Below are 12,005 nucleotides of genomic sequence, written 5' to 3' on the forward strand. Positions count from 1 at the left end.
GACGATCATCACGCAGAACCGGGCTCCCGCCCACGGGTTATTCGCACCCCCGTCCGCCCCCGTCCGGAGCGGCCCGGCCGGCCGGGTTTCCCACAGCCTGTGGACAGTCGGGAGCCGGACGAAACGCTGGCGTAGCATGCAGAGAAATCGTCCGGTACCCCCCGCGGACTGGAACGGAAGGCCACTGCCGCGTGAATGCAACAGCCCCCAAGGAGCCCCTCGACGCGAGGGACCGCCCCGCCCGTCTCACCGTCGGCGTCGTCGGCGCGGGCCGCGTCGGCCCCGCGCTGGCCGCGTCCCTGCGACTGGCGGGACACCGCCCGGTCGCCGTGTCCGGCGTCTCCGACGCCTCGGTGCGCCGCGCCGCCGACCTGCTCCCCGACGTCCCCCTGGTGACGCCCGCGGAGGTCCTGGCGCGCGCCGAGCTCGTCCTGCTGACCGTGCCCGACGACGCCCTGCCGGGCCTCGTCGAGGGCCTCGCCGAGACCGGCGCGGTCCGGCCGGGACAGCTGATCGTGCACACCTCGGGGCGGTACGGCACGAAGGTGCTGGACCCCGCGCTGCGGGCCGGCGCCCTGCCGCTCGCCCTGCACCCGGCGATGACGTTCACCGGCACCTCCGTGGACGTCCAGCGGCTGGCCGGCTGCTCCTTCGGCGTCACCGCCCCCGAACAGCTGAGGCTCGCCGCCGAGGCGCTGGTCATCGAGATGGGCGGCGAACCCGAGTGGATCGCGGAGGAGTCCCGTCCGCTCTACCACGCGGCCCTCGCCCTCGGCGCGAACCACCTGGTCACGCTCGTCGCCCAGTCGATGGAGCTGCTGCGCACGGCGGGGGTCACCGCCCCCGACCGGATGCTCGGCCCGCTGCTCGGCGCCGCGCTCGACAACGCCCTGCGCTCCGGTGACGCCGCCCTGACCGGCCCGGTCGCCCGCGGCGACGCCGGCACGGTCGCCGCGCACATCGGGGAGCTGCGCGCCCACGCCCCGCAGACGGTGGCCGGATACGTCGCGATGGCCCGCGCCACCGCCGACCGCGCCCTCGCCCACGGCATGCTCAAGCCGGAGCTCGCCGAGGACCTGCTCGGCGTCCTGGCCGACGGCGGCCGCACCGATGGCGGCCGCACCGGCGCCGGACCGGAGGAGTCCCGATGACCGACCCCGCCGCCACGCTGCTCCGCACCGCCGCCGAGCTCGACGCGTACACCCCGGCCGCGACCGCCGGCAGCACGGCCGGCGCCCCCGGCACCCGGCCCGAGCGCGCCGTCGTGATGACGATGGGCGCCCTGCACGAGGGCCACGCCTCGCTGATCCGCGCCGCCCGCGCGGTCGTCGGACCGGCCGGTCAGGTCGTCGTCACCGTCTTCGTCAACCCGCTCCAGTTCGGGGAGGCGGCCGACCTCGACCGCTACCCCCGCACCCTCGACGCCGATCTCGCCCTCGCGGGCGCGGCCGGCGGCGACGCCGTCTTCGCCCCGTCCGCCGACGAGGTCTACCCCGGCGGGGAACCGCAGGTCCGGATCTCGGCAGGACCGATGGGCGAGCGGCTCGAAGGGGCCTCGCGCCCCGGGCACTTCGACGGGATGCTCACCGTCGTCGCCAAGCTGCTCCACCTCACCCGCCCCGGCCTCGCGTTCTACGGGCAGAAGGACGCCCAGCAACTGGCGCTGATCCGCCGCATGGTCCGCGATCTGAACTTCCCCGTGGAGATCGTGGGGGTGGAGACGGCCCGGGAGCCCGACGGCCTCGCGCTCTCCAGCCGCAACCGCTTCCTCGACGCGCACGAGCGCCACACCGCCCTCGCGCTGTCCCGGGCCCTGTTCGCCGCCCGTGACCGGCTCGCCGCCCAGCAGGCGCTGCACGCCCGCGCACTGTCCGGCGGGTCGAGCGAGGACCGGGCCGCCGGGCTCATCCGGCTCGGCGAGGCCCGGCTCGCCGCCGACGCGCAGGCGGTCGCCCGCGCCAGGCCGGACGGCGGACCGGCCGCCGTGCGCGCCGCCGCCCGCGCTGTCCTGGACGACGCGGCGGCCGAACAGCCCCCGCTCGAACTCGACTACGTGGCCCTCGTGGACCCGGCGGACTTCACCGAGTTCCCCGACGACCGCACCGCCGGCGACGCGGTGCTCGCCGTCGCCGCCCGGGTGGGTGCCACCCGGCTCATCGACAACATCCCGCTGACCTTCGGAGCCACCACGTGACCGGAATACGGCTGACCGCCCCCGCCCCCGGCTGGTCCATCGACGCCGATGTGGTGGTGGTCGGCTCCGGCGTGGCCGGCCTCACCACCGCACTGCGCTGCGCCGCCGCGGGCCTCGCCACCGTCGTCGTCACCAAGGCCCGGCTCGACGACGGCTCGACCCGCTGGGCCCAGGGCGGCGTCGCCGCGGCCCTCGGCGAGGGCGACACCCCCGAGCAGCACCTCGACGACACCCTGGTCGCGGGCGCGGGCCTGTGCGACGAGGCGGCGGTGCGCACCCTCGTCACCGAGGGCCCCGACGCCGTGCGGCGGCTGATCGGGATCGGCGCGCACTTCGACACCACGGACGACGGCGACATCGCGCTGACCCGCGAGGGCGGCCACCACCGCCGCCGCATCGCCCACGCGGGCGGCGACGCGACCGGCGCGGAGATCTCCCGCGCCCTGGTCGAAGCCGTCCGCTCGGCCGCCCTGCACACCGTCGAGAACGCCCTGGTCCTCGATCTGCTCACCGACGCCGAAGGCCGTACGGCCGGCGTCACCCTGCACGTCATGGGCGAGGGACAGCACGACGGCGTCGGCGCGGTGCACGCCCCCGCGGTGGTCCTCGCCACCGGCGGCATGGGCCAGGTCTTCTCCGCCACCACCAACCCGCCCGTCTCCACCGGCGACGGCGTGGCACTCGCGCTGCGGGCCGGAGCGGAGGTCTCGGACCTCGAATTCGTCCAGTTCCACCCCTCGGTCCTCTTCCTCGGCGCCGGCTCGGAGGGCCAGCAGCCCCTGGTGTCGGAGGCGGTGCGGGGCGAGGGCGCCCACCTCGTCGACGCACACGGCACGCGTTTCATGGTCGGGCAGCACGAACTGGCGGAGCTGGCCCCGCGCGACATCGTCGCCAAGGCCATCATCCGCCAGATGCAGCTGCACGACACCGAGCACATGTACCTCGACGCCCGTCACTTCGGCGCCGAGATGTGGGAGCAGCGCTTCCCCACCATCCTGGCGGCCTGCCGCGCCCACGGCATCGACCCGGTCACCGAGCCGATCCCCATCGCCCCGGCCGCGCACCACGCCTCCGGCGGTGTCCGCACCGACCTGCGGGGCCGTACGACGGTCCCCGGCCTGTACGCCTGCGGCGAGGTCGCCTGCACCGGGGTGCACGGCGCCAACCGGCTGGCCTCCAACTCGCTCCTCGAAGGACTGGTGTTCGCCGAGCGCATCGCGGCCGACATCGTCGCGGACCGCCCGCGCGCCGGCGCGGAGGCCGTCGTCACGCACCCGGTGACCTCGCCGCTGCTGGCGCCCGAGGCCCGGGGCACGATCCAGCGCATCATGAGCCGCGGCGCCGGCGTCCTGCGCTCCGCCGACAGCCTCGCCACCGCCGCCGACGAGCTGGAGGACCTGCACCGCAGCGCGTTCCTGAACGCCGGCGCGGCCGAGCCGAAGCTCGCGGTGCCCGGCGTCGAGGCCTGGGAGGTCACCAACCTGCTCCTGGTCTCCCGGGTGCTGGTCGCCGCGGCCAGGCAGCGCGAGGAGACCCGCGGCTGCCACTGGCGCGAGGACCGGCCCGAGCGCGACGACGAGAACTGGCGCCGGCACCTTGTCGTACGGCTCACCCCCGACCGGCAACTGGTCGTCCGCCGGACGGATACCGAGGGTTTCGGCCCCGTGCGCCCGGCCGGGGCAGCAGACTGCGCAGCAGCAAGCACCACCCACCCCACTCCCGAGGAGCCGTAACCGTGAGCACGCCCGAAGAGAATCCGCGCCCCACACCCGTGGACGTACCGCTGATCCAGATCGGCGCGCCCGCACCCGCCGCGGGCGGCTGCGGTGACGGCTGCGGCTGCGGCGGGGGCGACGGCTACGGCCTGGACGACCTGGAGTGCGGCCTCGACCCGTCGCTCGCCCAGCTCCTGGCCGACGCGGGCCTGGACCCGGTCCAGGTCGAGGACGTCGCGCACGTCGCCATCGCGGAGGACCTCGACGGCGGGGTGGACGTCACGACCGTGGCCACCGTCCCCGAGGACGCCGTGGCCACCGGCGACTTCACCGCCCGCGAGGCGGGTGTGGTGGCCGGGCTGCACATCGCCGAGGCCGTCCTGTCCATCGTCTGCACCTCCGAGTTCGAGGTCGAGCGGCACGTCGAGGACGGCGACCGCGTCGTCCCCGGCCAGAAGCTGCTGACGGTCACCACCCGGACCCGCGACCTGCTCACCGGCGAGCGCGGCGCGCTCAACCTGCTCTGCCGGCTCTCCGGCATCGCCACCGCCACCCGCGCCTGGGCCGATGTGCTCGAAGGCACGAAGACCGAGGTCCGTGACACCCGCAAGACGACCCCGGGCCTGCGCGCCCTGGAGAAGTACGCGGTGCGCTGCGGCGGCGGCGTCAACCACCGCATGTCGCTGTCCGACGCCGCGCTCGTCAAGGACAACCACGTCATCGCGGCGGGCGGGGTGGCCGAGGCCTTCAAGCGGGTCAGGGACGAGTTCCCGGACATCCCGGTCGAGGTCGAGGTCGACACGATGGAGCAGGTCACCGAGGTGCTGGACGCGGGCGCCGACCTGATCCTGCTGGACAACTTCACCCCCTCGCAGACGGCGGAGGCCGTCGCCCTCGTGGGCGGCCGCGCGGTCCTGGAGTCCTCCGGCCGGCTGTCGCTGGACTCCGCCCGCGCCTACGCGGAGGCCGGTGTGGACTACCTGGCCGTCGGCGCGCTCACCCACTCCTCGCCGATCCTCGACATCGGCCTGGACTTCCGCGACACCGACGGGGCCGACGCCTGATGCTGCTCACCATCGACGTCGGAAACACCCACACGGTGCTCGGCCTGTTCGACGGCGAGGAGATCGTCGAGCACTGGCGGATCTCCACCGACGCCCGCCGCACCGCGGACGAGCTGGCGGTGCTGCTCCAGGGTCTGATGGGCATGCACCCACTGCTGGGCATGGAGCTGGGCGACGGCATCGAGGGCATCGCCATCTGCTCCACCGTCCCGGCCGTCCTGCACGAGCTGCGCGAGGTGACCCGCCGCTACTACGGCGACGTCCCCGCCGTCCTCGTCGAGCCGGGCATCAAGACGGGCGTGCCGATCCTGATGGACAACCCGAAGGAGGTCGGCGCGGACCGCATCATCAACGCGGTCGCCGCCGTCGATCTGTACGGCGGTCCGGCGATCGTCGTCGACTTCGGCACGGCCACCACCTTCGACGCGGTCTCCGCCCGCGGCGAGTACACCGGCGGCGTCATCGCGCCCGGCATCGAGATCTCGGTCGAGGCGCTCGGCGTCAAGGGCGCGCAGCTGCGCAAGATCGAGCTGGCCCGGCCGCGCAGCGTGATCGGCAAGAACACCGTCGAGGCCATGCAGTCGGGCATCATCTACGGCTTCGCCGGCCAGGTCGACGGCGTCGTCGCGCGGATGAAGAAGGAACTGGCGGCCGACCCCGACGACGTCACCGTCATCGCGACGGGCGGCCTTGCTCCGATGGTGCTGGGCGAGTCCTCCGTCATCGACGAGCACGAGCCCTGGCTCACGCTCATCGGCCTGCGCCTGGTGTACGAGCGCAACGTGTCGCGCCTGTAGTCCGGGCCCGGTCACAAGGCCCTGACCGGCGGTTCGGGGGTGCGGCGGCTCATCGGGGCCGCCGCGCCGCCCGACGGCCAGTTAAACGGATTTTGTCCATTTAGCACGTATTGTCGCGTCATGCCCACGCCCTACGGATCACGCGGCGGTATGGCGTTCAGCGCGGACGAGCTGCGAGTGCTCCGACGTGCCCTCGCCATCGCCCTCCACCCCGCGCCCCTGCCCGACGAGGATGTCCAGGACTGCCTGCGGCTAGCGGGCTCCGTGGACGAGACGGTCAGCGAGGCGGGACGGCTGCGCGCTTTCCTCCTCGCCGACCTCGTCCGCTACCGAAGCGCCCTCCCCGGCTCCCTCAGCGGCTATCTGGAGCTCCTCCAGGACGCCCTGGCCGCCGGGTACGACCCCCGCCCCGAGGATCTGGCCGCACTGCGCGCCCTGCGCGGCGGGCCGGTCGCCGCGGCGCTCCTGGAGCGCTGTCAGGTGCTCGCGGAGCGTTCGGTGCGCGCCCGGCTGGCCGGGCGCTCCGTCGCCGCGACGGCCCCGGCGCCCCGCAGCCGGCTGCTCGCGCTGCCCGGCGGCCGTGCCGCGGAGCCGGACAAACCGAAGGTCCCGGCGGCCCCGGCCCGCCCGGCGGCGCCGTCCGAGCGCCCGGCGCCGAAGCCCTCCGAGGTCTTCCCGCCCCGCCGCCGCCCGGTGCCCCCGCCGCAGCAGCGCGCCGCGGGGTAGCGCGCGCCGGGGCGGCCCGACGCGCGGTGGAGGGGGCGCGCGGAAGTCCGTACCGGGCTCGCTACTCTGGACGGCATGGACTACGTATCCGCGCTCGTGCCCCCCGTGGTGATGGCAGCCTTCTTCATCGGCCTGGTCGTGACGATCGTCAAGAGCCAGGGCGGTCCCAACAAGGCCAAAGAGGACGCGGCCGTGGACGCGGCGATCAGCCGTGCCGAGTCGGCCCACCAGGCCGCGCGGACCGAAGCGGTCTGACTCCGTAAAACCGCGCGCATTGCGCACAGCACCGTACGAAGGGCGTACGGCTCCGAGAGAGCCGTACGCCCTTTTGCTGTGCGAATAACCGGCCATTCCAGACATTTGGCACTAGGGTGACGCTGTGCCCCGCCAATTGGGAGAGCTGGAAGACGCCGTGATGACCCGGGTCTGGCAATGGAACCGTCCGGTCACCGTGCGGGAAGTCCTTGAGGACCTTCAGCAGGAACGGTCCATCGCCTACACCACCGTCATGACGGTAATGGACAATCTCCATCAGAAGGGCTGGGTGCGCCGGGAAGTGGACGGCCGCGCATATCGATATACGGCGGTCTCCACCCGTGCCGCGTACGCGGCCGCACTGATGAACGAAGCCTGGTCGAGGAGTGACAACCCGGCCGCCGCGCTGGTCGCGTTCTTCGGCATGATGTCGGCCGAGCAGCGCGAAGCTCTCCGGGATGCCATGCGGATCGTTGTGCCCGCCCTTCCGGAGGCCGAGGTGCCGCCGGGCGGCGAAGCGGCCGATGAAGCGGTCGGTGAAGGGGCCGGTGAAGGCGCCGAAGCGGCCGATGGAGCGGAGTCGGAGGCCGGGCGATAGCGTCGGGGTATGTCCTCAGAGCTTCCACAAACCGATTTCCAGACCGAACCGTCGGTTATAAACGCGGCCATCACCGTCCGGCGTGCGAGGACGAGCGATGTGGGATCCGTCCGGCGTCTCCTCGACGGCTACGTACGTGAAGGCATCCTGCTCGACAAAGCGACGGTCACGCTTTACGAGGACATCCAGGAGTTCTGGATCGCCGAACGCGACGAGGACGCCCGGGTCATCGGCTGCGGCGCACTGCACGTGATGTGGGAAGACCTCGCCGAAGTCCGTACTCTCGCGGTCGATCACAGCATCAAGGGCGCCGGAGTCGGGCACCAAGTGCTCGACAAGTTGTTGCAGACCGCCCGCTGGCTGGGCGTGCGACGGGTTTTCTGTCTCACCTTCGAAGTCGACTTCTTCGCGAAGCACGGCTTCGTGGAGATCGGAGAGACGCCGGTCGACGGAGATGTCTACAGCGAGCTGCTGCGTTCCTATGACGAGGGAGTCGCGGAGTTCCTGGGTCTCGAACGAGTGAAGCCGAACACCTTGGGTAACAGTCGGATGCTTCTGCACCTGTGACCGCCGGAAGAACGCGGCGCTCTATGTCCGAATCGCGCACGTTTCCCGTCTTCTTGTGCTCCTGAACCTCTCCCGAGGGTTTGTGTTTTCCGGGGAAAAGCGGTTTCCTTTCCGCGTACTCCATTTTCGATGAAAGGAAATCCGGTGGCACAGAAGGTTCAGGTCCTTCTTGTTGACGACCTCGACGGCGGCGAGGCGGACGAGACCGTCACGTTCGCGCTGGATGGCAAGACGTACGAGATCGACCTCACCACGAGCAACGCGGACAAGCTCCGTACACTGCTCGAGCCTTACGCCAAGGGCGGTCGCCGTACCGGTGGCCGTGCCGCCTCCGGGCGTGGCAAGGGCCGTGCGGTTCCCGGCGGCAACAAGGACACCGCCGAGATCCGTAAGTGGGCCCGCGAGAACGGCCACAACGTGAATGACCGCGGCCGTGTTCCCGCGGACATCCGTGAGGCCTACGAGAAGGCCAACGGCTGACCGGCCGACTCATCGGAGGCCGGCCCGGTCCTGGCGCGCATCAGCCGGGCCCGGTGGCATTCCGTCGCCACGGCGTCCACGAGCCGGACGAGGTCGGGAGTATCCCCACCCCTGCTCCCGAAGCCGGAGAGGGCCGGGAGCACCGTTTCCCCCTCCTGCTCGTGCAGTGGCCAGGGGGGCCGCAGCCAGACGGCGGCCCCCGGCGGGCCCGGCCGGCCCGGCGGTGGCGGTGCGGTGATCCGGCCGCCCGCGCCGAGAGCGGTCAGCGCGAGGGCGACTTGGCCCCACTCCAGCCAGTCGAGCAGTCCGGGCAGCTCATCCGCGCTTCCCGCTGCCACCAGCAGGCTCATCCGCTCACCCATGAGCGCCACGGGCCCCGCACGGCCCACCCGGCGCAGCGCCGCGTGACCGGCGGCGGCGGGGACGACGAGCGCGTCGAACCGCAGCCCGGTCAGCAGCCGTACCGGGGCGACACCCGCGGTGGCCCAGCCGAGCTCCCGCTCGTACCACTGGGCGCAGCCGTCCCTCGGTTCACCCCCGGCACGGGCGTCCCGTCCGGTGGGAAGCGGAGTGCGGGGAGGCGGGACGGTGGGAGCCATGCCGGAAGAACTCCCGATCCGGCCCAGGGGTTACGCAGCGTCCTTGACCGAACGCGTACTGTGTCCGAGTTGGGGGCGTACGGGCGCATTCATGGGTACCAAGATGTTCGCCCGTAGCGGAGGGAACCCGCGTGCGCCGCATGGACTGTCTGTAATTGCGGGTAAGACATCCCTAGTGGGGAGGGGCGACACGCGGCCACCGGACGTCTCACGTTCGCCATCGGCGTACTGGCGATAGGGGTATCTGCCTGGCCTGCGGGAACATCGTCTCGCACCATCGGGTTGGAGCAGTTGTCGGCGTTCGGGGCGGGAGATCCCCCGGGAAGCAGGGCTCGGGTGTCGGCAGTTGAAATGAGCGGTCCCCGCTTGCGGGACTAAGCTGCGGAAGGACAGGGAGGGGACCGACCCCTTACTGCCTGACCGCTCTGAGGAGCGATTAACGATGTTCGAGAGGTTCACCGACCGCGCGCGGCGGGTTGTCGTCCTGGCTCAGGAAGAAGCCCGGATGCTCAACCACAACTACATCGGCACCGAGCACATCCTCCTGGGCCTGATCCACGAGGGTGAGGGTGTCGCCGCTAAGGCCCTGGAGAGCCTCGGGATTTCGCTCGAGGCGGTCCGTCAGCAGGTGGAGGAGATCATCGGTCAGGGCCAGCAGGCCCCGTCCGGCCACATCCCCTTCACTCCCCGGGCGAAGAAGGTCCTGGAGCTGTCGCTCCGCGAGGCCCTTCAGCTCGGCCACAACTACATCGGCACCGAGCACATCCTGCTCGGCCTGATCCGCGAGGGCGAGGGCGTCGCAGCCCAGGTCCTCGTGAAGCTGGGCGCCGACCTGAACCGGGTGCGCCAGCAGGTCATCCAACTGCTCTCCGGCTACTCGGGCGGCAAGGAGGCGGCCACGGCGGGCGGCCCCGCGGAGGGCACGCCCTCCACCTCGCTGGTGCTGGACCAGTTCGGCCGGAATCTCACCCAGGCCGCTCGTGAATCCAAGCTCGACCCGGTCATCGGGCGCGAGAAGGAGATCGAGCGGGTCATGCAGGTGCTGTCCCGCCGCACGAAGAACAACCCCGTCCTCATCGGCGAGCCCGGTGTCGGCAAGACGGCGGTCGTCGAGGGCCTGGCCCAGGCCATCGTCAAGGGCGAGGTGCCCGAGACCCTCAAGGACAAGCACCTCTACACCCTCGACCTCGGTGCGCTGGTCGCCGGTTCCCGCTACCGCGGTGACTTCGAGGAGCGCCTGAAGAAGGTGCTCAAGGAGATCCGCACCCGCGGCGACATCATCCTGTTCATCGACGAGCTCCACACCCTGGTGGGTGCGGGTGCCGCCGAGGGCGCGATCGACGCGGCGAGCATCCTCAAGCCGATGCTGGCGCGAGGTGAGCTCCAGACCATCGGTGCCACCACGCTCGACGAGTACCGCAAGCACCTGGAGAAGGACGCCGCTCTCGAGCGCCGCTTCCAGCCCATCCAGGTCGCCGAGCCCTCGCTGCCGCACACCATCGAGATCCTCAAGGGTCTGCGCGACCGCTACGAGGCCCACCACCGCGTGTCCATCACGGACGAGGCGCTGGTCCAGGCCGCGACGCTGGCCGACCGGTACATCTCGGACCGCTTCCTGCCGGACAAGGCGATCGACCTGATCGACGAGGCCGGTTCCCGGATGCGCATCCGCCGGATGACCGCGCCGCCGGACCTCCGCGAGTTCGACGAGAAGATCGCGGGCGTCCGCCGCGACAAGGAGTCGGCCATCGACTCCCAGGACTTCGAGAAGGCAGCGTCTCTCCGGGACAAGGAGAAGCAGCTGCTGGCCGCGAAGGCCAAGCGCGAGAAGGAGTGGAAGGCCGGCGACATGGACGTCGTGGCCGAGGTCGACGGCGAGCTCATCGCCGAGGTCCTCGCCACCGCCACCGGCATCCCGGTCTTCAAGCTGACGGAGGAGGAGTCCTCCCGTCTGCTGCGCATGGAGGACGAGCTCCACAAGCGCGTCATCGGCCAGAAGGACGCCATCAAGGCCCTCTCGCAGGCGATCCGCCGTACGCGAGCCGGTCTGAAGGACCCGAAGCGCCCCGGTGGCTCGTTCATCTTCGCCGGTCCGTCCGGTGTCGGTAAGACCGAGCTCTCCAAGACGCTCGCCGAATTCCTCTTCGGTGACGAGGACGCGCTGATCGCCCTCGACATGTCGGAGTTCAGCGAGAAGCACACGGTCTCCCGTCTCTTCGGCTCTCCCCCCGGGTACGTGGGATACGAAGAGGGCGGTCAGCTCACCGAGAAGGTGCGCCGCAAGCCGTTCTCCGTCGTCCTCTTCGACGAGGTCGAGAAGGCCCACCCCGATATCTTCAATTCCCTGCTCCAGATTCTGGAGGACGGTCGCCTGACCGACTCCCAGGGCCGGGTCGTGGACTTCAAGAACACGGTCATCATCATGACGACCAACCTCGGGACCCGGGACATCTCCAAGGGCTTCAACCTGGGCTTCGCCGCCCAGGGCGACGTGAAGACGAACTACGAGCGGATGAAGAACAAGGTCAACGAAGAGCTCAAGCAGCACTTCCGGCCCGAGTTCCTCAACCGTGTCGACGACACGGTCGTCTTCCACCAGCTCACCGAGGAAGACATCATCCAGATCGTCGACCTCATGCTCGCCAAGGTGGACGAGCGGCTGAAGGACCGCGACATGGGCATCGAGCTCAGCGCGGACGCGAAGTCGCTCCTGGCGAAGAAGGGCTACGACCCCGTGATGGGCGCCCGGCCGCTGCGCCGGACGATCCAGCGCTCGATCGAGGACATCCTCTCCGAGAAGATCCTCTTCGGTGAGCTGCGCCCCGGTCACATCGTGGTCGTCGGCACCGAGGGCGAGGGTGACGAGAAGACGTTCACCTTCCGCGGCGAGGAGAAGTCGGCTCTGCCCGACGTCCCCCCGATCGAGCAGGCGGCAGGCGGCGCCGGCCCGAACATGACGAAGGAAGCGTGACAGGCGCGTAGCGCCCGAGCACGCGGAAGGGGCTGCCCC

General features: G+C 71.3%; 12 protein-coding genes. 11 read left to right on the forward strand and 1 reads right to left on the reverse strand.

Annotation, left to right across the window (positions count from 1 at the left end):
* The first annotated feature begins 191 nt into the window (after nt 1–191).
* The 10 genes from ACIO3R_RS36160 to ACIO3R_RS36205 all read left to right on the forward strand — a co-directional run bounded on the left by ACIO3R_RS36160 (nt 192) and on the right by ACIO3R_RS36205 (nt 8,396).
* Nucleotides 192–1,151 carry a Rossmann-like and DUF2520 domain-containing protein gene (locus ACIO3R_RS36160; RefSeq protein WP_385034871.1) on the forward strand — a complete coding sequence of 320 codons (960 nt, stop codon included), beginning with the start codon at nt 192–194 and terminating at the stop codon, nt 1,149–1,151.
* A complete protein-coding gene (panC, locus tag ACIO3R_RS36165) occupies nt 1,148–2,194 on the forward strand; it encodes a pantoate--beta-alanine ligase (protein ID WP_402111250.1) in 1,047 nt (348 codons plus the stop codon). Before ACIO3R_RS36160 ends, panC begins: the two co-directional genes overlap by 4 nt.
* Complete coding sequence (locus ACIO3R_RS36170) at nt 2,191–3,927, forward strand: L-aspartate oxidase (RefSeq protein WP_385034875.1); 1,737 nt, start codon at nt 2,191–2,193, stop codon at nt 3,925–3,927. Before panC ends, ACIO3R_RS36170 begins: the two co-directional genes overlap by 4 nt.
* 2 nt (nt 3,928–3,929) lie before the next feature.
* Complete coding sequence (nadC, locus tag ACIO3R_RS36175; RefSeq protein WP_385034877.1) at nt 3,930–4,973, forward strand: carboxylating nicotinate-nucleotide diphosphorylase; 1,044 nt, start codon at nt 3,930–3,932, stop codon at nt 4,971–4,973.
* Nucleotides 4,973–5,770, forward strand: a complete 798-nt coding sequence (locus ACIO3R_RS36180; RefSeq protein ID WP_189546096.1) for a type III pantothenate kinase — start codon at nt 4,973–4,975, stop codon at nt 5,768–5,770. Before nadC ends, ACIO3R_RS36180 begins: the two co-directional genes overlap by 1 nt.
* A 150-nt stretch (nt 5,771–5,920) precedes the next feature.
* Entirely contained in the window at nt 5,921–6,496 is a 576-nt protein-coding gene (locus ACIO3R_RS36185) for a hypothetical protein (RefSeq protein ID WP_385034885.1), read from the forward strand.
* A 75-nt stretch (nt 6,497–6,571) separates the two neighbouring features.
* The gene (locus ACIO3R_RS36190) at nt 6,572–6,751 is read left to right on the forward strand and encodes a hypothetical protein (RefSeq protein ID WP_385035012.1); all 180 of its coding nucleotides are present in this window, start codon (nt 6,572–6,574) and stop codon (nt 6,749–6,751) included.
* Nucleotides 6,752–6,875: 124 nt separating this feature from the next.
* A complete protein-coding gene (locus ACIO3R_RS36195; protein ID WP_402111254.1) occupies nt 6,876–7,349 on the forward strand; it encodes a BlaI/MecI/CopY family transcriptional regulator in 474 nt (157 codons plus the stop codon).
* Between the two features lie 9 nt (nt 7,350–7,358).
* Entirely contained in the window at nt 7,359–7,916 is a 558-nt protein-coding gene (locus ACIO3R_RS36200; protein ID WP_385035007.1) for an amino-acid N-acetyltransferase, read from the forward strand.
* A 144-nt stretch (nt 7,917–8,060) separates the two neighbouring features.
* The gene (locus ACIO3R_RS36205; RefSeq protein ID WP_024494064.1) at nt 8,061–8,396 is read left to right on the forward strand and encodes an Lsr2 family protein; all 336 of its coding nucleotides are present in this window, start codon (nt 8,061–8,063) and stop codon (nt 8,394–8,396) included.
* On the opposite strand, the gene ACIO3R_RS36210 is transcribed toward ACIO3R_RS36205, so the two are convergent.
* Nucleotides 8,375–8,995 carry an SCO3374 family protein gene (locus tag ACIO3R_RS36210; RefSeq protein ID WP_385035005.1) on the reverse strand — a complete coding sequence of 207 codons (621 nt, stop codon included), beginning with the start codon at nt 8,993–8,995 and terminating at the stop codon, nt 8,375–8,377. The two genes, ACIO3R_RS36205 and ACIO3R_RS36210, sit on opposite strands and share 22 nt — an antisense overlap.
* A 442-nt stretch (nt 8,996–9,437) precedes the next feature.
* On the opposite strand from ACIO3R_RS36210, the gene ACIO3R_RS36215 reads away from it, so the two are divergent.
* Complete coding sequence (locus ACIO3R_RS36215) at nt 9,438–11,966, forward strand: ATP-dependent Clp protease ATP-binding subunit (RefSeq protein ID WP_363029574.1); 2,529 nt, start codon at nt 9,438–9,440, stop codon at nt 11,964–11,966.
* Nucleotides 11,967–12,005 lie beyond the last annotated feature (39 nt).

The sequence above is a fragment of the Streptomyces sp. NPDC087428 genome (assembly GCF_044744085.1).
In the GTDB taxonomy this organism is placed as follows: Bacteria; Actinomycetota; Actinomycetes; order Streptomycetales; family Streptomycetaceae; genus Streptomyces.